Annotated in this window: 20 protein-coding genes and 1 pseudogene; 3 read left to right on the forward strand and 18 right to left on the reverse strand. The window is 59.9% G+C overall.

Translation table 11 applies throughout. The features are described 5' to 3' along the window. Positions 1-5: 5 nt before the first annotated feature. From DWV00_RS30550 to DWV00_RS33820, 7 genes are all read right to left on the reverse strand, one after another. Entirely contained in the window at positions 6-746 is a 741-nt protein-coding gene (locus DWV00_RS30550; protein WP_115537349.1) for a MotA/TolQ/ExbB proton channel family protein, read from the reverse strand. Between the two features lie 23 nt (positions 747-769). After that, positions 770-1534 carry an energy transducer TonB gene (locus DWV00_RS30555; protein ID WP_245965098.1) on the reverse strand — a complete coding sequence of 255 codons (765 nt, stop codon included), beginning with the start codon at positions 1532-1534 and terminating at the stop codon, positions 770-772. A 31-nt stretch (positions 1535-1565) separates the two neighbouring features. After that, positions 1566-3983: a TonB-dependent siderophore receptor gene (locus tag DWV00_RS30560; protein ID WP_115537351.1), complete on the reverse strand. Its 2418-nt coding sequence runs from the start codon at positions 3981-3983 to the stop codon at positions 1566-1568. 349 nt (positions 3984-4332) lie between these two features. After that, complete coding sequence (locus DWV00_RS30565; protein WP_115537352.1) at positions 4333-4797, reverse strand: Lrp/AsnC family transcriptional regulator; 465 nt, start codon at positions 4795-4797, stop codon at positions 4333-4335. Between the two features lie 137 nt (positions 4798-4934). After that, a complete protein-coding gene (locus DWV00_RS30570) occupies positions 4935-5885 on the reverse strand; it encodes a DUF4880 domain-containing protein (protein ID WP_115537353.1) in 951 nt (316 codons plus the stop codon). A gap of 5 nt (positions 5886-5890) precedes the next feature. Then, positions 5891-6442 carry a sigma-70 family RNA polymerase sigma factor gene (locus tag DWV00_RS30575; RefSeq protein WP_115537354.1) on the reverse strand — a complete coding sequence of 184 codons (552 nt, stop codon included), beginning with the start codon at positions 6440-6442 and terminating at the stop codon, positions 5891-5893. A gap of 547 nt (positions 6443-6989) precedes the next feature. Further along, positions 6990-7424 carry a hypothetical protein gene (locus DWV00_RS33820; protein ID WP_147298013.1) on the reverse strand — a complete coding sequence of 145 codons (435 nt, stop codon included), beginning with the start codon at positions 7422-7424 and terminating at the stop codon, positions 6990-6992. Positions 7425-7867: 443 nt separating this feature from the next. On the opposite strand from DWV00_RS33820, the gene DWV00_RS30585 reads away from it, so the two are divergent. Next, entirely contained in the window at positions 7868-9064 is a 1197-nt protein-coding gene (locus DWV00_RS30585) for a cytochrome P450 (RefSeq protein WP_115537356.1), read from the forward strand. 50 nt (positions 9065-9114) lie between these two features. Here DWV00_RS30585 and DWV00_RS30590 read toward each other — a convergent pair whose 3' ends face one another. After that, on the reverse strand, positions 9115-9591 hold the full coding sequence (locus DWV00_RS30590; RefSeq protein WP_245965099.1) for a DUF4198 domain-containing protein: 477 nt from the start codon (positions 9589-9591) through the stop codon (positions 9115-9117). Positions 9592-9751: 160 nt separating this feature from the next. Beyond that, positions 9752-10825, reverse strand: a complete 1074-nt coding sequence (locus DWV00_RS30595) for an alkene reductase (protein ID WP_115537358.1) — start codon at positions 10823-10825, stop codon at positions 9752-9754. Positions 10826-10939: 114 nt separating this feature from the next. On the opposite strand from DWV00_RS30595, the gene DWV00_RS30600 reads away from it, so the two are divergent. Next, positions 10940-11818, forward strand: coding sequence for a LysR family transcriptional regulator (locus DWV00_RS30600; protein WP_181885646.1), 879 nt, complete (start codon positions 10940-10942; stop codon positions 11816-11818). 36 nt (positions 11819-11854) lie between these two features. On the opposite strand, the gene DWV00_RS30605 is transcribed toward DWV00_RS30600, so the two are convergent. From DWV00_RS30605 to DWV00_RS30625, 5 genes are all read right to left on the reverse strand, one after another. Further along, positions 11855-12511, reverse strand: a complete 657-nt coding sequence (locus tag DWV00_RS30605) for a pyridoxamine 5'-phosphate oxidase family protein (protein ID WP_115537359.1) — start codon at positions 12509-12511, stop codon at positions 11855-11857. 214 nt (positions 12512-12725) lie between these two features. Beyond that, positions 12726-13961 carry a hypothetical protein gene (locus DWV00_RS30610; protein WP_115537360.1) on the reverse strand — a complete coding sequence of 412 codons (1236 nt, stop codon included), beginning with the start codon at positions 13959-13961 and terminating at the stop codon, positions 12726-12728. A 315-nt stretch (positions 13962-14276) separates the two neighbouring features. Beyond that, the gene (locus tag DWV00_RS30615; protein WP_245965100.1) at positions 14277-16328 is read right to left on the reverse strand and encodes a carboxypeptidase-like regulatory domain-containing protein; all 2052 of its coding nucleotides are present in this window, start codon (positions 16326-16328) and stop codon (positions 14277-14279) included. A gap of 319 nt (positions 16329-16647) precedes the next feature. Next, the gene (locus DWV00_RS30620; protein ID WP_245965101.1) at positions 16648-17898 is read right to left on the reverse strand and encodes a dicarboxylate/amino acid:cation symporter; all 1251 of its coding nucleotides are present in this window, start codon (positions 17896-17898) and stop codon (positions 16648-16650) included. After that, positions 17876-18547, reverse strand: a complete 672-nt coding sequence (locus DWV00_RS30625) for a GntR family transcriptional regulator (protein WP_115537363.1) — start codon at positions 18545-18547, stop codon at positions 17876-17878. Before DWV00_RS30625 ends, DWV00_RS30620 begins: the two co-directional genes overlap by 23 nt. A 257-nt stretch (positions 18548-18804) precedes the next feature. Between DWV00_RS30625 and DWV00_RS30630 the strand changes: the two genes are divergently transcribed. After that, positions 18805-19290 (forward strand): GNAT family N-acetyltransferase, encoded by a 486-nt coding sequence (locus DWV00_RS30630; RefSeq protein ID WP_115537364.1) that lies wholly within the window; start codon positions 18805-18807, stop codon positions 19288-19290. A 35-nt stretch (positions 19291-19325) separates the two neighbouring features. Here DWV00_RS30630 and DWV00_RS34925 read toward each other — a convergent pair whose 3' ends face one another. The 4 genes and pseudogenes from DWV00_RS34925 to sdhB all read right to left on the reverse strand — a co-directional run. Then, positions 19326-19460, reverse strand: a complete 135-nt coding sequence (locus DWV00_RS34925) for a hypothetical protein (protein ID WP_281272687.1) — start codon at positions 19458-19460, stop codon at positions 19326-19328. Positions 19461-19570: 110 nt separating this feature from the next. Next, a complete protein-coding gene (gltA, locus tag DWV00_RS30635; RefSeq protein ID WP_115537365.1) occupies positions 19571-20875 on the reverse strand; it encodes a citrate synthase in 1305 nt (434 codons plus the stop codon). Positions 20876-20943: 68 nt separating this feature from the next. Continuing rightward, the gene (locus DWV00_RS30640; protein WP_115537377.1) at positions 20944-21264 is read right to left on the reverse strand and encodes an FAD assembly factor SdhE; all 321 of its coding nucleotides are present in this window, start codon (positions 21262-21264) and stop codon (positions 20944-20946) included. Positions 21265-21300: 36 nt separating this feature from the next. Next, positions 21301-21403 (reverse strand): annotated as a pseudogene (gene sdhB / locus DWV00_RS30645) (succinate dehydrogenase iron-sulfur subunit); the annotation flags it as partial.

Raw genomic sequence — 21403 nt, forward strand, 5'->3', positions numbered from 1 at the left:
CCCGATCAAGCTGCGACGTTCACGGTCGAACGCTTGTTCACGACCGGCTCTGCGGGCGCCTGCCGCGCATCGCCGCGCGCTTTGGCGCCGGTGACGAAATAGACATGCAGTTCGTGCGCGAACCGATTCAGGCGGTGGCTCACGCGCTTGTTGCCGCGATTGACGTAGTTGAATCCGAGGACTGCCGGAATCGCGACGAACAGGCCGATCGCCGTCATGATCAGCGATTCGCCAACCGGTCCGGCAACGTGATCGAGGCTTGCCTGGCCGGACGCGCCGATCGCCATGAGCGCGTGATAAATCCCCCAGACGGTCCCGAACAAGCCGACGAATGGTGCCGTGCTGCCGATCGAGCCGAGAACGGCCAATCCATTTTGCAAGCGGGCGACTTCTTCGTCGAACGCATTGCGCAGGCCCCGAGCCACCCATTCGTTCGCGCTCAGGCTCCCTTGCAACGAAGGCTCGCTGCTCACTTGCTGCTCGTTCGCCTCGCGACCGGCGAGCGCGATTGCGCGATAGGGGTTATCGCCGCCGTTACCCAAGGCTTCGATACCGTCATTGAGCGATTGCGTCGACCAGAATCGCGTCTGCGCGCGCTTGCCCATGATTTCGAGGCGCCGATTCGCAAAGCCCTTGGTCAGGATGACGAACCACGACACGATCGACATGCCGAACAGGAAAACAAAAATGAATCGGGTAATGAAATCACCCTGTTGCCAAACATTGGCGATGCCGTACTGTTCCATCTTTTGCTCCGGTTAATGCAAGTTCAATCGTTCAAGTTGAATGCGATGGGCTGCGTGGCTTCCACGACGCGTGGTACCCCCGCGGCCGTATAGGGCTGACAGCGGCCGGCTCTGATCGAGACGAGCGCGGCATCGTCGAGCAACGGATAGCCGCTGCTTTGGGCGACATGCGCTGCCTTGACCGCGCCATCGGTACCGATGGTCAGCTTCACGACTACCGTGCCCTCTTGTTCGAGGCGCTTGGCTTTCGCGGGATACTCCGGCCGGGGTATCTGACAACCCAACTGCTTCAGTTCCCCAGCACTGATCTGCTTCGGCGTATCGAGCAGATTGGGCCCGGGTGCCGCCTGCGTCGGCGCAGGCGTCGGTGCAGGCGTGGGTGCCGCGGTCGCGACCGGCGTGGGCGGCGGCGTCTGCTCGACCGGTTTGGCCGGCTCGGGCTGCGACGCCTGAACCGTGCGCGCGCTGGGCGCCTCCGAGGAAAGCACGGGGGCCTTCTTCTGGATCACCGGCTTGACGGCGGGCTTTTCGACGACCTTGGGTTTGGGTTCAGGCTTCGGCTCGGGTTTGACGACCGGCTGCACGGCGGGCTTCGGCGCAGGCGCGGCGATGAGCCGCACTTGCACCGAACCGCCTGCCGGCCGGCCGGCTTCCAACTTCAGTGCGACCGAACTGTGGTGGATCGCGAGATACAAGCCGAGCCCGTGCGCGAGCACCACCGCAGCGGCAATTGCACCGCCGCGGATACGTGAACGCCAGACAGGCGGTGGAAGGCCCCGATCCGGCATGCGACCGCTCCACGACTGCATGTTGAGAGAATCAGAAATCATAGGTGCCGGTCAGCATGACGGTCCGCTCCGGTCCCATCGGAATCAGCGCGGCCGACGTGCTGCTGTAGTAGAGCTTCCGGTTGAAGACGTTCTTCACCGAAAGATTCAGGCCGTAGCCCTTCCTCCGATAAAAAACACCGAGATCCGTTTCGATCTGGCTCGGGATGCGATAGGCGGAACCTGAGTCGACGTACTGGCCGCTCGCGAAAAACAGCCCGGCACCCACACCGAACCCATGAAGCCTCTGCGTTTGGAAGTTGTAGGTTGCCCACAAGCTCGCGCTGTTTTTCGGCAGATTGACCGGAACATGCGCGCCACCCGGCTGTACGAAGTCGTTGTACGTATAGCTTCCAACAACATTGACACCCGGCAGAGGCTGGCCGGTGATTTCCGTTTCGAATCCTCGGCTCACGGCGCCGCCCGTGGGGATGTAGAAACCCTGATGCACCGGATCGGCGACGTTGTAATTGCTAAACGACGTCCGGTAGGCCGCCGTCGTGATGGCCAGCTTGTCGTCCAGGAGGTTGAACTTCATGCCGACTTCCACTTGCTGGCTGGTCTGCGGCGGAAGAAGGCCGCCACCGAATATCGGCGCCGTACCCGGCTGGAACCCTCTGTTGTAGCTCGCGTATGCGGCGATGTCCGAAGTCAGCTCATAGAGCAGGCCAATGCTGGGGCTGACGGCATTTTGGTGCGTTCCAGGAGCAGGATGCGTGGCGCTGGGAACATCCGTTGAAGTCAGATAGTTGTCTCGCCGGATAGACGCCAGGGCGTGAAAGTTCTTATATGAAAACTGGTCCTGCAGATAAACACCGGCCTGCGTGTATGAACTCGCAAACGTCTGGGCCAAGTTTCCGGTGTTAGCCGACGGAAACGTGAATGGCCCGAAGATATTCGGATCAGTGATGAACCCCGGGGTTTGGGTATCACTCTGGTACTGGTTGTAGCGCAGGAAATCCCAACCGGCGATCGCCGTGTTCTTCGCTTTGCCGATGTTGAACTTTGCGCGCAGATAGTTCTGCAGGCTCCAGCTGTAGAAGTTCGAGAGTGAATCGAAATTGAAGAACGACGTGCTGTTGTTCTGATCCAGAGGCATAACGGGCGTCCAGGCCATCTGCACGACTTGCGACCGCGTGTATGCCCCCTTGCTCACAAACGTCAGCGAACTTCCAAGCTTCCGTTCAAGGCTGAAGAAGACATTATCAGTCTGTCCGCTGAAGTGATCGGAAGGTTGTCCAAGCGGGTTGCCGATATAGTTTCGGTAGATACCGCCCGCAAGATAGCCGAGCGTAAATTGCGGAATCGGCTCGCGGTCAACCGTGTGCTCGTACCCCACCGTAAAATCGGTGCTGGCGTCCTTCCATTCCAGAGTCGGCGCGAAATAGAAATTCCGCTTGCCGTCGTAGCCCATCGCATTCTGGCCAGCTCTTTCGCCAGAGACGATAAAGCGATACCGCAGCTTCTTATCCGGTGTAATCGCACCCGTACTATCCAATGCGATCTGTTCATCGCCAAACGTGCCATACCCGAGCTGGATTTCATGAAAAGGGTCGGCTTGCGGCGCTTTCTTGACCAGATTGATCACGCCTCCGGGAGGACTCTCGCCGTTGAAAATGGCCGATGGCCCCTTGATCACCTCCACGCTTGCAATCGCAATCGTCGGCGTCACGTTCGGTGCCGGCCCCACCGTCGCCAACCCATTCGCCGTGACGTTTTCCGCCGTGAAGCCTCGGATTTCATATTGCGGCACGCCGAGCGGCCCAGGCCGCGTCACGACACCCGATGCGTTACGAAGGACGTCGGAAAGCGATTGATCGCCCTGGCTCTGAATCACGGCCGCGTTGATCACGCTCACCGACTTGGGTGTCTCGCTGAGCGGCACATCGGAGCGCGTATAGCTGGAAGACGATTCCGCAACGAAGCCGGTACCGCCGGAATCCTTGCTTGCCGCAACGCTGATGAGCGGCAGCGTGGTGTCGACTTGCGTACCGTTGGAGGTCGCTGCCGCGCCCGACGCGCCAGCGGCAGCCGACGGCCCGCCATGCGCTTCTTCCTTCGTACGAGCCAGCGTATATCCGCCGTTCGCAGTCGGAACCAACTCTAGGCCCGTACCCGTCAGGGCTTTGCGAATCGCGTCTTCGGCGGAGTAAGTTCCATCCACCGGTGACGACTTCAACGCCTGCACGAGCGACGCGTCGTAGCTCAAACGAACATGCGCGGTCTGCGCGATCTCAACCAGTGTGCGGTCCAACGGCCCGCCGACGATGTGATACGTATGCTCGGCCGCTTGCTGCGCGCAAGCCGACGCACTCATGAAAACCTGGGACACGGCTACCGCGATAGCGATCCCCGTTACGTTGCTGACGATACCCCTGGTGCCGATCTTGATCTTCACGTTCAAACCCATCCCCATGTCGAATGTATTGTGGTGAAACACCTAGTCACTTCACTTAAGCGTGCTTTCGGGTGAGGGTCCGGTCACGTGCTTGTCGCGCAGTCCCGCCATATACCACCTGCTGTCTCCGTCCATATTGGCCGCCTGTCTTATCTTGCCGATTGCTCGTTTGGATCGCTGCCGTCGTGGGCACATACCCGCGCTTTCGCTCTCGTCACCCACACAGAAAGTCTATCGATCGGTGCTGGAATGCTTTTTTGAAACAATTCGGCTTTCGCTCGAATTCTGAAATTTCGTTTCCATCAAGCTCCCCTTCCTTGAAAATTTCGTCCGCCGCAAGGCGTCCGTGCAGCCGAAGCCCTCAGGACACGTAGTCGAGCGGCAAAATCGTCGTGTGCTTGATGGTCTCCATCGAGAAGCTGGAGCTGACGTCGAAGATGTCCACTTCGCTGATCAAGCGTTTGTAGACGCCGTCGTAGGCCGCGATGTGCGGAACGACAACCTTGAGCATGTAGTCGATGTTGCCGCTCATCCGGTGCACTTCGACGACCTCGGGAATCGTGGCAACGACTTCGCAGAAACGCTTGAGCCACGTCGCCGTGTGCTGAGCCGTCTTGATTTCCACGAGCACGGTCACGCCGACGTTGAGCTTTTGCGCGTCCAAAAGAACGACGCGGCGCGAGATGACGCCGTCCTGCTCGAGCTTTTGTATGCGCCGCCAGCAAGGGGTCGTCGACAAGTGCACGCGGTCGGCGATCTCCGCGACCGAGAGCGTGCTGTCTTGCTGCAGGACCGACAGGATGGCCTTATCGATGTGGTCGATCACACTTCCTCCGTTCGTGTGCACGCGAAATACCGAGGGTGTTCAGACGCCTCGCATCTACCTTGTGCAACGAGCGGAGAAAAGTGATACCGCGAAAAGCAAAAAATTTTCGCGGTGCCGGAATGGCACCGACGGGAGGGTTAGACTTTCGACGCGACGGCGAGGACGTTTCCGTAGAGCTTCAGGGAAAGCCCTAATCCTTCGGCGAGCTGGCGCAGTGCGGCCGTCGGGTCGTCAAGCGGAAAGACACCGCTCACCCTGCGCGAGAGGGCTGCTTGGGGAAAGCGGATATAGCCGTTGTAGTAGCGCCCAAGCGTTTCGACGACGTCGGGCACGGCTCGATCGAGGACGACGAGCGTCCCGTGTGTCCACGCGAAGATATCGCTCGACGTCTCGGGCATGCGCGCGATACGTCGCGGCGAGAGCGACCAGACCGAACCGTCGGACGCGTGCACCGGCTCCCCCGCATGCGACAAGAGCGTCGCGTCCCCGCCCTGCACCGCAACGACAGTATGGAGCCGCAAAGCATCGACGCTCAGCCGTGCCGAATCGGTCCGCACGATGCCGTCGCGGGTCTTGACGACTAAGGCCTGGCTGTCGGCTCTCGTGCCGCCCGTCGCGATTTGGCCGGCGGCAAGATAGATGTGCCCTTGCGAGTTGTCTTCTGCTGCATAGACGCGCGCCGATGCACCGAGCGTCATCGGTCTGCCGTCGCTCAGGGCGATTTTTTCCGGTGCGGTATTGCCGTTGTGATAATCGGCATCCAGCGAGTAAACCCTCACTAGCTCTCGCGTTCCGATCCCGGCCATGACGAGGGTTGCAAACCCCGCCCCCGCTTTCAACACGCGGCGTCGTGCATGGGATGGCTCGTTCAGCGCGCGTCGAACCGCCACGGAAGGCGCCCGCTGCAATGCCTGCAATCGGGCAAGCCGCTCCTGCAGACGGGCCCATGCGTCCTCGTGAGCAGGATCGGCACGACGCCAGGCATCGAACTGATCGCGCTCCGGTTGCGACACGTCCCCCCCGCGCAATCGAACTTCCCATTCGATTGCTTCCTGTACGGCGGGGTGAATCGCGGCAACACCGTTCATGGCGGTTAACCTATCAGATAGCACTGGGTGAGCGCTTGGGCAATATATTTGCGGACCATGCTAACCGATACACCGAGCAGCGCGGCGATTTCAGCGTAAGTCAGCCCATCGATCTGACTGTAGATGAACGCGGCTTTGGCCTTGGGCGGCAACCCATTGAGCGCTTGATCGGCGAGCAGCAGCGCCTGCGAGATTTCGACGACCGATTCCGCGGAAGGGGCAACCGGTGCTTCGTTCACGGCAAGGAGCGCGTCCAGATACGCGCGCTCCAGATCCCTGCGGCGCCACATCTCGAACGTGAGACGTTGGGCGATGACGGTTAGAAACGCCCGCGGCTCGCGCACCGTATGGAGATCCTGAACGCCGGCGAGCTCGACAAACGAGGACGACGCAAGATCTTCGGCGTCGGCAGGCGACCCGACGCGCCTTTGCAGCTTCGATTTCAGCCAGCCGTAGCTGGACCGAAACTCGTTGGCAAGCCACGTCGCGCGTGAATGGGTAGGATCTTCCCCCATATCTAGCTTCGCTGCCGGCTGTATTGTCGGACCATTACTCATCAGACGATTTCTAAAGCTTTGACGTGATGGGCAGGCCATGCCGGCTCCGGCCCACTAGCGTCCAAACGCAATGTCGCACCTACGAAGCGACGACGCCCTAGTATGCCATTTCAGAATCGGGTGGTGGCGACGAGGTTTGAATCCAACAGAGGAGCGAGCTGATACACGCGGCGTGCAGTTTAGGAGAACGAAGAAGTTCGCGCGGCAACCGATCCTGATGCAGCGAGCCGTTTGAATGCGCTTGCCAAGGCATACTGGCAATCAAAAACGAAACCCGGCATCACGTCTGTCATGCAGGGGCTCGTTCACTGCTTTCAGATGGCTAAGACTTTGCGCCCGTCAGCGCACGCCCGATACAGACGCAAAAAAACTTAGGGCCCTCCGCAAAGAGCCCTTCAGCGAATAAAGCTTATCCCAAACGTGTAGCACGCGCGCCTTCAGGCCGAGACGAGCAGATCCCCGGCCCTTGCCTGCCGCACGCCAGGCACCTTGAGATCTAGGGACAACGATAGATGCTCGTCATCCTTCCTCCCAGACATCTCTCGGTTCAGCACAACACCTTTGATTTCGACAGGGAAATGGCGGCCCCCATGGACGAGTTCAGCTTGCGCACCGGTCTTGACGGTCCCCGAGACGACAACGCCGTCCAAGACTCCAAGTCCAGCGCGAGTAAGCGTCTCCACTTCGGTAATCTTGAACGTAAACGGCATGGGATACCCCCTTTCCTTTTGATTTTACTAGAGAATTCTCGAAAGCGTCGACGGTTTTCAGCCACCTCCATTTCCGGAAGCCGCCATCGCGCTCCATTTTCAACGAGCACCAGCGCCGCGAGCATTTCCATGACTTCCAGCGCGGGGGCGTTACCCATCTCTTCGGCAAACGCGTTGTACATCCCGTGGCGAAGCTGGCTCGCGTGCAACAACTCTTCGTATAGCGTTGAGGCGCAAGGATGAGGCATCAGGAAAATCGTATCCGCTGCCATGCAAGCCCCCTTCGCCATATGTTTTCGCAGATACCGGAATGCTTCCCGGTCTTGGAAAATTCTTCCTCGCTTCCCAGTCGTCGTCCGGTGTCGCTTCCACTTGGTCATCGCCCTCTTCACACAGTATTGAGGTAGCGGACGACCGTTGCATATGTTTGCGCGCAGGAGCATTAGGTTCGGATGTCAGAAGCCATGTACTCAATAGAGCGCGGCAGTGTACTGCATACCCCGTTAGGTATGAACGATCCCAAAAAGCGAACGCGAAACGCACCACCACAAAGGAACCTAGACGGTCTATTCGGCGCAAACAACCCCCGAGAAAATTGAGATAGCCGGCCGGAATCCAAAACACCGTTGAAACCGCATTAGAATGCGAGCGAATAATCGGCACCGCATCGGCGTGTGCTCGCGTCGCATTTCCATTTCGAACCGCTCCCACTTCAATGAAACTCACCGACCTCTCCACTCCCGCCTTCCTGGAAAATCCCTACCCGCTCTACGAAACGCTCCGCGCCCAAGGCCCGTTCGTACGCGTCGCACCAACGGCGCTGATGACCGGGCGCTACAGCGTCGTCGACGCATTGCTGCAAAGCCGGCAGATGGGCAAGACCTACATGGACAGCGTCCGTGTCCGGTACGGCGAGGAAGCGCCGAACATGCCGCTGTTCCAGGGCGTCAGCAGGATGTTCCTCATGCTCAACCCGCCGATGCACACGCGCTTGCGCGGCCTAATGATGAAAGCGTTCAACGCGCGGCAGATCGAAACGATGCGCGAACTCGCCACCACCACCGCTCACGAACTGATCGACGGATTCGCACCGCGCAAGGAGGCCGATCTCGTCGCGGAATTCGCCTTTCCGCTCCCCTTGCTGATCATCTGCCGCATACTGGATCTCCCCATCGACGAAGCAAGAACGCTCGGGGCGGCCGTGGGTAAGCTAGGAAAAGTGTTCGATCCGGCGCCGATGAACGCCGAAGCGCTGGCGGAAACGAGCGCGGCCCATGACGACCTCGTCGGGTATTTCACCAAGGTCATCGAGACTCGCCGCGCAAGCCCCGGAAGCGATTTGATTTCGGTACTGCTCCGAGTCGAAGAAGACGGCGAGACACTGACGGACGACGAAATCGTCTCCAACGTGATCTTGCTCTTCATCGCCGGCCACGAAACGACATCGAACATGATCGGCAATGCGCTGGTCGCGCTGCATCGCAACCCGGAGCAGCTCGATCTGCTCAAGCGCGATTCTCGCCTAATACCCAATGCCGTACTCGAATGCCTGCGCTACGACGGCTCGGTGCAAATGACGATGCGCACGGCGATAGAGGACATCGAAGTGGACGGCGAGGTAGTGCCGCGCGGAACGATGGTGTTCCTGATGCTCGGCGCGGCCAACCGCGATCCGGATCAGTTCGCGGAACCGGATCGGCTAGATATCGAGCGGAAGCAAGGGCGCCCGCAAACGTTCGGCGCAGGCATCCACCATTGCCTCGGCAATCGGCTGGCGCTGCTGGAGATGGAAGCCGCGATCGGCGTACTGCTCGAACGCCTGCCCCATCTTCGGCTCACTCACCTCGATCGCCTGGACTGGAACAAGCGAGGCAACCTGCGGGGCGTCACTGCATTGACGGCGGCTTGGTAAGGGCAAAAGCGCCTAGGTTGCTGCGTGCACGAGGCATCCGGCGTGGTGCCTCAATCGACCTCAGCCCTGCAGATTCCGTAATGCTTCCCGTCGTAATCCGGCTGGCTAGTCAGCTCGCAGACTAGCCGAATTGGCCGGCCGTCAAGCTCGGTATCCGCGTCATAGCTGTTCTTACTATGACGCCAAGCAGTGTACTCAACGCCTTCGTAGCGAATCACGATTTTCTGAAGCATGATCGGCTGCGCGGGAATCAACCGCAGAAACCATGCCGCACGCGTGATCGGCTGAAACCGGAACGCTCCCTTTTCGTCGGTCACGGCCCGTTGCGGAGCAATTTCGTTTTCGTTATCCGACCACACCACCTTCTGGATCAGTTCGGCACCGGCCACCGGCGCGCCATGCTTAAGCACGGTGCCGCGAACTTCGGAAAAAAGAACGAGACGATCGAACGCTCCCATAGCCCATCCCTTCCGCAAACCCGATACGAACACCGCGGATATAAGCAGGCCCGCTGCCACGACAATCATGGCATCCCGCCGCACACCCACCGCGCCCCCCGCAAGCCATACGCTTTATGGCCAACGTATCGCACTATGCACCATGCGGACGGACAATAGACGGGTGATTAGCAAACAAATATTAAACGGGCCGATGCAGTCACGGGATCGCAAGGGAAGACGCTGGACTTCAAGCCTCTTGTGCTTCGCTCAAGGCCGGGTAATCCGTGTAGCCCCGCTCGTTCCCGCCGAAGAAGGCGGTGCGATTCGCTTCGTTCATCGGGGCATTGGTCTTCAATCGAGTCACGAAATCGGGATTCGCAAGCACCATCTGGCCGTAGGATTCGAGGTCGGCCAAACCCGCGGCCACATCGGCCCCGATCTCGCCACGCGCACGCCCCGGACGATTGAGAATCAGCGTGCCCTTCCACAACTTGCGAATGTCAGCCAGCAGCAGCTCGTTGCCCTGATGCGCGACATGCAGATAGGCCAGCTTCAACTTGTCGAGTTCGGCCACCAAGTAGCGATAGAGCGCAGGCCCTTCGCCGCCTTCGTCGATGCCCCACATCGTCGTGCCGGGCGATAAGCGAATCGCCGTGCGATCCGCTCCGATCTCCTCGGCAATGGCAGCAGCCACTTCGATCGCGAAGCGCGCGCGATTCTCGATCGATCCGCCGTATTCATCCGTACGCGTATTCGCGCTGGGCGCCAGGAATTGCTGGACCAAATAGGCGTTCGCGCCGTGGATTTCGACGCCGTCGGCGCCGGCTTCAATCGCCCGGCGCGCCGCATGACGAAAATCGAGCACCGTCCGACGCACCTCCTCCGTGGTCAACGCGCGCGGCGCGGGAATGTCCTGCAGGCCCGTCGGCGTGAACATCTGCGTGCCGGGGGCGACGGCCGAAGGCGCGACGCCTTGCCGATGATGCGGCGTGTTGGCGGGATGGGACATGCGGCCGGCATGCATCAACTGAATGAACACATGGCCACCCTTCGCATGGACCGCGTCGGTGGTCGCGCGCCAGCCGGCGACGTGCGCGTCGGTGTAAATGCCCGGCGTGGTCAGATAGCCTTGGCCATCGTCCGAAGGCTGTGTGCCCTCCGTGACGATCAGGCCCATGCTGGCGCGTTGCGCATAGTATTCGGCCGCCAATGCGCCGGGCGTACCGTCGAATTGGGCACGCGAGCGGGTCATCGGCGCCATGGCCAAGCGGTTGGAAAGGGTATAGCGGCCGACGTGAACAGGCGTGAAGAGTCGAGTCATGATGTATTGGGCGCAGGGCGCGAAGTAGAGGATGTGCGAGCATCATCGCCTGCATCCTCGATGGAATAAATCCCCCAGATTGGATATCATTGCTTCAAATTTGGAGCAATTGAAGTGGAATATCTGAACGACATGGGCTTGTTCGTCGAGGTCGTCAAAGCGAAGGGCTTCCGCGGCGCGGCCGAGGCCATCGGCATCCCGAACTCCACTTTGTCGCGGCGTATCAGCGGGCTCGAAAAAGCGATCGGGCTGCGCCTGCTCCATCGCACGACGCGCAAGATCGAGCTGACCGAAGCCGGCAAGATCTATTTCGAGCGCTGCAAGCGCATCGTCGAGGAAGCCAGGCTTGCGCACGAGCAGCTCGGTGAAATGCTCGCGCAGCCGAGCGGCGTCCTTCGGGTTTCGTTGCCGGTGGACTTCGCCGTGACCTATCTGGCACCCTTGATCGCCGAGTTTGCAGGCCTCTACCCAGGCATCACCTTCGATCTGGATCTGACGCCGCGGCGCGTCGATTTAGTGGGCGAACCTTTCGACGTGGCGATTCGCATGGGACAGCCCGAGGATTCGCAACTGATTGCACGCCAATTGGCTTCGCTCGAGTCGCACCTTTATGCGTCGCCCGGCTATCTCGAGCGAGCGGGCGAACCGCACAAGCCCAGCGATCTGGAAAAACACGAGTGCTTCTCGATATCGAAAGCGGGCGCGGGTTTCTGGACGCTGCGCGACGGCAAGCACACCGCCAAGATATCGGTCGGCGGACGATTCACGATCAACAGCGTGGGCCTCATGCGCCGGCTCGCGACGCTCGACATGGGCATCGTTCTGGTGCCCGCGGAAGTCGTCGCCGACGATCTCGCCGGCGGCCAACTGCGCCGCGTCATGCCGGCATGGCACGGCGTACCGATGCCTGTCTATGCCATCACGGAAACCCGCCTGTTGCCGGCGAAGACGCAGCGATTCATCGAATTCCTGCGGGAACGTTTGGAACCGTGAGCGGCAAAACCGCGCGGATCGATCGGATCGGTCCGATCAATCGGCCCAGTTCTCGACGTAGCGCGGCACCGCGATGCGCTCGTCACGTTGGGCATGAATCGGCGTTCCACGAGTCGTCTTCAACGGCAAGACGCCCGTCCAGACCTCGAGCTCGAGGTCCTCTTCCTTGTCGGATGGAAGAGACGCACTGACCTTCACCGCGGCTTCCGCGAGAGAAATTCGCAATACGCTAGTGGCGTTGACTTCCTTCGAATTGCCGGGCCGCGCTTCATGCCTGCGGCCTTCGGCGATCTTATCCATGAACGCGTTCAGGGCCGCCAGCTTTTCCTCGCTGTTTTCCACGATTTCAAACTGCCCATAGACGACCACGGAACGATAGTTCATCGTATGGTTGAAGGCGGACTTGGCAAGAACGAGGCCGTCCACCAGCGTAATGGCGACCGATGCCTGTGTGTCCGCCGTCAACGCCTTGAGCATGCGGCTGCCATTGGATCCATGGATATAAAGGTAATTGCCCTTTCTCCAGTGAGCGGTCGGGATGCAATGCGTGGAGCCATCGGCAGAGAACGCAACGTGGCAAACGTAGGCTTCGTCCACAATGCCGTGGAGCATCGCGCGATCATGGTTGGCCTTCTCGGGCAAGCGGCGAATGGTGGTGCGGGCGGACGGCGATGCCGTGGCGTGTTCATCCATGTTTTATTATCGTATTCGCTCTTATTTGATTTAGGGTATCCGGTTTACACGGTTGATGAAGTGAATTCGCGATTATAGGCAAATTCGCATTCCGCGGTTGATCGAACAGGAACGATCATCATGAAAAACTGACGGCTGCACCCGGCCGCGAAGGTTTGGCCGCGCTAGGACGATCGCCGGCCCAGCCAAACCCTCGCTACACACAGCCGTTGGGTTAGAACGTATAGCCGAGGTTCAGGCTGCCGGCGTGATAGTTGCAGCCCGTCGTATACGTTGCCCCGATACGCAGACGCTTGTAGAACGCCGCATTCGATGACGTGACCGTGCCAAAATCGAAAAACACTTCCGTGTAGTGCGGAATGGCGAGCTGCGAACCATAGGCCTGCGTGTAAGCGACGCCGCCGCGCACAGACAGCGGGCCGCCCCACCAGTTCCACTTCGTCTTGTATTCGGCTTCGACACCGTTCTTGACCACGGTGTTGTTCACGCCCGGATCGATCGAATAGCCGGAGACTTTGACGTTCGCACTGTTGACGCGGCCGATCATGTTGCCCAACGTCACGGCAAAATCCGAATTCACATGATACGTATAGCGGCTATTGAGCGCGTACGAATACAGCAAGCCCGCCGCACCGAGATCCGCTGAGCCCGTGACACCGCCGGAGATAGTCGGAATCAGGTACCAGTCCACGCCCGGGAGGATCGGGATTTGCAGACCTACGCCGAGCTGGGCCGCATAGCTTTGCGCACCGCCGACCTGCTGGAAGCTGAGCGGCATGTTGAACTGCAATTGCCAGCCCGGATTGGAAAAGCGGTAGGCGTAAGAGATCGGCAACGTTGCCTGCGTGCCCGAATAGCCGTTGACCGAAAACTCGCCGCCCGACACACCGATCCCAAAGCGTCCACCGGAGGCACCACCCTCGGAAACATTGCCCGCAGTATTGAATGCGCCGGTCGCAAAGCTCGTGTTGACCATCGAACTTTGCAAGCTGCCGGGGTTCCCTGCGATCGGCGAGATCGTCGAATTAGCGACGAGGTACCGCTGGAACTCGTTGACGACGGACATTCCCTGCCCTTTCAAGAAAGAAAGGAATTGCTTCGCCGAGTCGTCACGCGTCGTACCCGTGAAGGTTTCGGTGAGGCCGAGCCCGGGTACCGAAAAGGTAAGCGTCGTGCTGTTCTGCGCATACGCCAAATTGACCGGTACGCCCATGTAGCTGACCTGGGCATTCACGCCCGAGTTCTGTGTGTACGTGTTCGCGATACTGGACAGCTGATTGTTTTGGAAGGTGTCGACGACCGATTCCACGGTCTTGAAGGACTCCGTCACCGTCTGCGTGCTGTTGCCGTTGGTGATCGATGCACTCATGCTGAACGGATCACTTGCGTGAGCCGCCGCGCACATCATCAACGCGCCCCCGAATACCAGCCCGCTTTTCACATATTTCATACTGCTTACGCTCCGCTCTTGTTGGTCACTGTATCTGCTTCAGAAACGTTCCTGAAACAGCCTTTAGTTATCGGCGCGTAATGGAAAAGCTAAAGGGGCATAAACGTTTTTATTGCGCGCAAACGTTTAGCCATAGAGAAGGCGGAGATACAGCTTGCAAACGTCGTTGCAATGCATTGCTGCATGAGGCGTTGAGGCTTTAAAGCCGCGCTCCGATACTCCGCGGGGCTACGGATCCGAAGCCACTTCCTAGGCAAACCGACGCGCTGAGCTGCGCTCTCGGCGTAGCCAAGATCCGCAGCTCAGTCGATCAGGTTAGTTGTTGTACTGCCAGGTACTCGTGTAGTACTCGCCGTCGGCCTGCCAGCCGATTTGCACCTGGGCCGAGGTTTCAGCAAGGGCGTTGGTCGCGGACGTCAGTTGGTCGACGTAGTTAGCTACAGTCGACGAGTACGTCGTGCCGCTGATCTTCGGCGCGTTCCCGTTCATTATGTCGTAAGGCTGCGACTGGAACGTCTGAACACCGTTCGTGAACACACCGGCACCTTGCGAGTTGATCTGCACCCACGTGTTCGGATACGACAAACTCGTCGACGGAACCGACCAATCGATGTTGGCGAAGCTTGCCGCCGTCGCAGTCGCGGTCGAGGCGCCCGAACCACCCGGCGTCAACAGGCTGGCGACAACGTCGGTGCCGAGCGTCGGCCAAGGCACCGTCGTGCCGGTGGCCGCGGTCGTATTCGGCGCGATGTTGAGCACCTTTTGCGGCGTACCGATCTGCGCACCCGAGTAGTTGTAGAACGTAACGGTGTAGACGCCGAACTGCTGAATGGCGGATACGTTGGCAGGCGCCGAAGCATAGTCCGGGGTGCTCGGCACGGAGACAGACCCGCCGCCGGACAACGCTTGCCAAGACCACTTGTACTGATCGCTCATGCCGACGTTCACCCATGACGGGGACGTCTGCTGCAGAACGGGCGGCGCGGAAAGCGAACTCTGCGGGAAAGTCAGATAAGGCCCGAAGCCCGAGGCGGCGCCCGTCATGTAGACGCCGCTTGCCGGCAACCCGGGGCCCTGAACGAGCGCCGATCCAACGCTGTATCCGGCGTTGTTGAGCGTCACGAACGTCGGGATTTGAATCGTCAGCCCCGATTCGTAGCGGCCTTTGTTCGCATCCGCGCTGTCGACGTACTGCACGCGGCCGACGTAGGACGCGACATATGCCGCGAACTGCGCCTGATTCCCGATGATGTCCCAGTTCCCGTTAGGCAGTTTCTGCACGATGTCGCTCGCGAAGTTCTGCGTTCCATTCGGTTGCGTAATCAGGAAGTACACGAGTGCAGCGGGATTGGCGATCGCCGGCAACGTGCCCGCCGGCAGGAATGCGACGGTCTTCACGCCTTGCAGCGTCGTCCCATTGACGAACAACGTATGGCGCTGACCGATGTTCGTAAAGCCGTTGTTCAGGTAGTTCGCATCGAGCGCGCTGGCGCACGCGGTGCTCGCGCTGGCCGTCGAGCCGCCTTGCACGTCGGACATGCACTGTCCTAGCGAAGCCACGAGCGCGGAAAGATAGTTGGCGGTCTGCGTCGGCGTAGTGAGCGGGGTCGAGACCGCCGTGTTCTGGTTCAACGCAATGGGCGTATTCGGATCGGCAAGGCTCGTGAGCTGCAAGCCGGTACCGCTCACCGAAGGCGTGACCGAAACCGAATCGATCACGGCATCCGCACCCGACTGATTCGGCGTGAACGTGCCGCCGATCGGATCGAACGAGGACGACGACAAGCCGTTGGCGGTGAGAATCGTGGAGAGGGCCGCATCGAGCTTGGCAACGGCCGCGGTGACGGCCGAAGGCGTAACGGTAGACGATACGCCGCCCGATTGCGTCAGCGACACAGGATTGCCGTCCCCGGCCAGCAGCGCGGCCACGGCCGTCGTCAGCGGCGTGACGTTGACGGTCAGCGGAGCACCATTGCTGGTGGCGGAGCTTGCCACGACCGAATAAAGCGTGGTCGATACGCCCGACGGCGCGGACGCCGTGATGACGAACGGAGCGGTGAGTCCCGAGAGCGAGACACTGTAGGCCCCACCCGCTCCCGACGTTGCCGTGGCGGTCTTGCCGTTGGCATCGATGACCGTCACCGTGGCACCCGTGAGCGCGTTGCCGATCGCGACCGTTCCCGACATCGTGCTGGCATTCGCGACCGTCGACCCCGTCGATCCGGTAGACGCCGTGCCTGTGCTGGAAGGCGTCGAACCGCTTGCGCTAGGCGAGCCCGATCCACCGCCGCCGCAGGCGGACAGAACGGCGGCCACCGATGCACAAAGAGCGAATTTCAAGATTCCCGAGTTTTGCTTCTTATTCACTTTTTCCTCGTTAAAGATGATTTCAACGATAGTTTTTCGTAATTTATTTAGGCCTTGGCGCCACACACGGATTGAACCGGCCCCGGACATCACGCCAAGATCCCACAATGGAGAACGGCAGATTTTCTAAAAGATTTAGAGAGGCGACCGAATGAAGCATGTCTTCGCCGACGTGAAGACCGTCAATTACCGTGCGATTACCGCACTTGAGATCGACTTCAAGAAAGAAGCGATAAAAAAAGAAAAGCGACCGGCGGGCGAGCCGGTCGCGAATCCACCTGCATTAAGAGGCCGAGAATGCGCAGGCGGGGCGCGGCGCCTAGGCGCGCGCCATGAGAGATCGATCTTGTTCGACAGCGGGTTGAAGCGGTTCGCCGGAGACGCGCAGAGCAACCGCCGTCGCAACGGTGCTCGCATAAACGTTCAGCGCGGTGCGTCCCATGTCGAAGAATGCGTCGATGCCGAGAATCAGTAAAACTGCTTCGGCGGGCAGGCCAATTGCCGCCAAAATAACGGTAATCGCAACCACCGCGCCCGACGGAACGTTAGCCGCACCGTCGATCATGATCGTAGTCATCACGATGATCGTGACGACGAGCGGCCAACTCCACGTGAGGTGATAGACGTCGGCGAGATAGCCGACCGCAAGCGCCGTATACAGCACCGCGCCGTCGCGGTTGAAAATATACGAGAGCGGCAAAATGGTCGATGCGACCGTCGACGGCACGCCCATTTCAGTCAGCTTCTTCAGATGCAGCGGATACGTAATTTCGGATGAGCGGGTGGTGAACGCGAGAATCAGCGGCTCGCTCACGTGCTTGATGACGGCACGCGCCGAAAGCCCCGTCGATTTGACGATCAACGTGAGCAAGATCGCGAGAATCGCCATGCCGAGATAGGCCACGCCGAGCAGCTTCAGCAGCGGCATCAGCGCCGACACGCCCTTCGATGCGAGCAGCCCCGCCAGCGCCGCGAAGATCGCGACGGGAGAGAACGCGACGACCCATTCCGTCATCTTGAACAGCGCCGCCAGCGCCGAGTCGAGCACGGCGACGAACGGGCCCGCCTTGTCATGCACCGCGGCCAACGCCGAACCGAGCAGCACGCCGAATACGAGCACGGGCACCGAATTACCCGACGCCAAAGCCGAGACGATATTGGCCGGCACGAGATCGACGAGAAACTGAATCCAGTCGACGCTGCCGGCCAAGTTCTTCGGCATGGCGGCCGTCTCGGTCATGCTGGCACCGACGCCCGGATGAAACAAGAAATTGAGGCCGAGGCCGAGCGCGGCCGCCACCACGGTGGCCACGATAAAAAACGCGATGCTGAGCAAGGCCGTTTTGCCGAGGCTGCCGCGCTGCATGCCCGCACGGTACGTTCCGACCGTAACGGACAGCAGGATCAACGGCATGACGACCATCTTGATCGCGTGCGCGAAAATCGTGGACAAGAACGACAGCTTGGCGCCGACCGACGGCACAAAGACACCGAACAGCGCGCCGAGCACCAGAGCGGCGATCATTTGCAACGGGACGGGGATCCCTTTAGCTTTGCGCCGGGTTGTCATGTTGGCCTCGGATCAGTTTGATTCTTGCGTCGGTCCCATCCAGAATGTGATTCCACATGTGCTGACGTGCCGCTTCGGGCTCTTTCGACTGAATCGATGCGTAAATGCTCAGGTGCTCCAACGTGCCACGCCGCACCGTCGCCGCATCGTCCCGATGCAATTCGTTCAGCGCGAGCCCGCTTTGGGCGCGCAACATCCGGTAGGACGTATAAAGCCGATCGTTTTTCGCCGCTTCGAACATTTCCTGATGAAACACCCAACCGATTCGCTGCTCCGTCATCAGATCCGTCGCTTCGTCGTCGGCGACGCGGCGCAATTGATCCGCCGCGGACGCCAATCCGTCGCTAGCGCCGTTCACCGCCGCCAAATAGGCGGCCGTGCTCTCCAGCGCAAGCCGGACCTCGAAAATCTCGCGCAGATCGATCTTCGTCGGCGCCGTCACGTAAGTGCCTTTGCGCGGAATGACCTCGACCAGGCCTTCCACGACAAGACGCTGGATCGCGGATCGCACCGGCATATGACCGAGCATCAGTTCATCGGCCATATTGCGCGGAGAAACCGGATTTCCAGGGGAGAGCCGCCCGTCAAGAATGCGGGAACGGATCTGCGTATAGGCTGTTTGGGTATCGGATTGACGGTCTTCCGCCATCTGAGATCTCAGTTGGTTCGTTATCCCGAAAAACTTTTCGGCCCGCGTAAGGCTACCCTAATGCGCAACAAATAGGACCTGATATTTTTCGGAGTATAACCGTTTTGACAATTGAGGTAAGACTGACGACATCATCATCGGACGCTTTGCAATTCTTTGGAATGAAAGATAGACGAACCCGTCTTTACTGTCTCGAGATATAAGAAATTTCAGCGCGCATCAATCATTCAGATCACATCCATCTATTAGACCGTCCTATGCTTGATAGCACCGCGCTGTTCTCCGTCCATGCTGTCTCGGCCGAATACGTTCGACCGCTGCGCCGCACGATCCTATTGGACAATCAGACCGATTCGTCCCGCTTTCGCGGCGATGATGAGCCTACGACACTGCATGTCGCCATCTATCGAAGCGAGCGCATCATCGCCGTGGCAACCGTCTGCCGCGAGGCATTGCCTGGATCGCAGGACGATACGGCCTGGCGCCTGCGAGGCGTGGCGGTGGAGGAGCATGCGCGCGGCTACGGTTTCGGCCGCACGCTGATGAAGGCCTGTTTCGATCACGCTCGGCGGCACGGCGGCCGGCTGGCCTGGTGCACAGCCCGTGAAACGGCGCGCGGCTTTTATGAAGCGCTCGGTTTCGCCTCTTCGTCGCCGCCGTTCAAATTGCCTTCAAGAGGCGATCTTCTTTTCTATGAAATGCACTACGTATTGCCCGGCGGGCCTATTTCGGACGTCGAATAAGCCAGCGCGGCCGGCTAGGCTGGCCCTCGGTTGAATCACGCCAGAAGCGGTGCCAGTTGCCGATTGAATCGAGGCTCGATTTCGCGCGCCTCTTTCGCCAGATTCACTTGCTTGGCCGATTTCGCGATGTCGAGGAGGTTGGTACTGATCGTATAGGCGCCCCGACTCATGAGCCAAGCGAGCACATCCGCCAAGAAAAAACCCCGACGGCATGACTCGTCGGGGTTTGGGAGACTTCGCCGGGACCGGCTCGCAAGAGCCGGCGCCGGGAGGTGCGGGATTAGCCGCGCTGGCTGATCGGCTTCGCGCCGCGCGGCGTTTCGCCGATGAACAGCTGACGCGGACGGCCGATCTTCTGCTCGGCTTCCGAGATCATCTCGTTCCATTGAGCGATCCAGCCCACCGTACGCGCCATCGCGAAAATGCAGGTGAACATCGACGTCGGGATGCCGAGCGCGCGTTGAACGATACCCGAGTAGAAATCGACGTTCGGGTAGAGCTTGCGCGACACGAAGTATTCGTCTTCCAGCGCGATCTTTTCGAGCTGCATGGCAAGCTTGAACAGCGGATCGTCGTGCAGGCCGAGTTCCTCGAGCACTTCGTGACACGTTTCGCGCATGAGCTTCGCACGCGGATCGTAGTTCTTGTACACGCGGTGGCCGAAGCCCATCAGCTTCACGCCCGAGTTCTTGTCCTTCACTTGCTTGATGAACTCGGGGATGTTGTCCGGCGAGCCGATCTGCTCGAGCATGTTCAGCGCCGCTTCGTTCGCGCCGCCGTGCGCCGGGCCCCAGAGGCAGGCGATACCGGCAGCGATACACGCGAACGGATTCGCGCCCGACGAGCCGGCCAGACGCACCGTCGACGTCGACGCGTTCTGCTCGTGATCGGCGTGCAGAATCAAGATGCGGTCGAGCGCGCGCACGAGCACGTCGTTGATCTTGTACTCTTCGCACGGGTTCGAGAACATCATGCGCATGAAGTTCGCGCTATACGACAGGTCGTTCTTCGGATAGACGAACGGCTGGCCGATGCTGTACTTGTACGCCATTGCCACGAGCGTCGGCAGCTTCGCGATCATGCGGATCGCCGAAACGTCACGGTGATGCGGGTCGTTGATGTTCAGCGAATCGTGATAGAACGCGGACAGCGCGCCGACCGATGCGACGAGAATCGCCATCGGGTGCGAATCGCGACGGAAACCGCGGAAGAAGAATTGCATCTGCTCGTGCACCATCGTGTGGCGCGTAACCGTAGCGACGAACTCTTCCTTTTCCTTCGCATTGGGCAGCTCGCCCTTGAGCAGCAGGTAGCAGGTCTCGAGGAAGTCCGCGTTTTGCGCGATATCCTCGATCGGGATGCCGCGGTACAGCAGCTCGCCCTTGTCTCCGTCGATATACGTGATCGCGGAGTTGCACGATGCCGTCGACATGAAGCCCGGGTCATACGTGAATTTGCCGGTTTGGCCATACAGCTTACGGATGTCGATCACGTCCGGGCCCATCGTGCCCTTGTAGATCGGCAGTTCGACGCTCGGCGAATTATCGCTGAACGAGAGCGTGGCTTTAACATCTGACGGAGTCATAGCATCCTCAATCGAAGTGGAAACGGGTTTCCGATCATGCGCGCGCGGCGCGTCCAGCATTGCGACGCTCAAACAGCGCGCAACAGGCCCAGCACCCGGACGATGTCCGGGTCGGAAAGTTCGCCTTCCGGTTCCTTGCGAGCGAGAAGCAAGTCCATCAGGTCGTTGTCGCTCAGCTCGAAAAGACGTGTGAGTGCTCCCACGTCAGCGTCGCTGAGGCTCTCCTCATAACGGCTGAAGAAACGTTCGAAGATCAAATCGTTTTCCAGCAAACCGCGGCGAGCGCGCCAGCGAAGACGCGCGCGGCGCAGCGGGTCTGCCTGATGCGAAGCAGCATCAGTATGCGCCGTACCGCCCCCGGATGTCCCGAAGGATTCGTCGGGGGGCAACGCATGAAGCGAGCACGGAAAAACTAGTCTCATGTCTTAAACCGCGCGGCGCACCATCAGTTCCTTGATCTTGCCGATCGCCTTCGTCGGGTTGAGCCCCTTCGGGCACACGTCGACGCAGTTCATGATCGTATGGCAA

The sequence above is a fragment of the Trinickia dinghuensis genome (assembly GCF_003367175.1).
Taxonomy (GTDB): domain Bacteria; phylum Pseudomonadota; class Gammaproteobacteria; order Burkholderiales; family Burkholderiaceae; genus Trinickia; species Trinickia dinghuensis.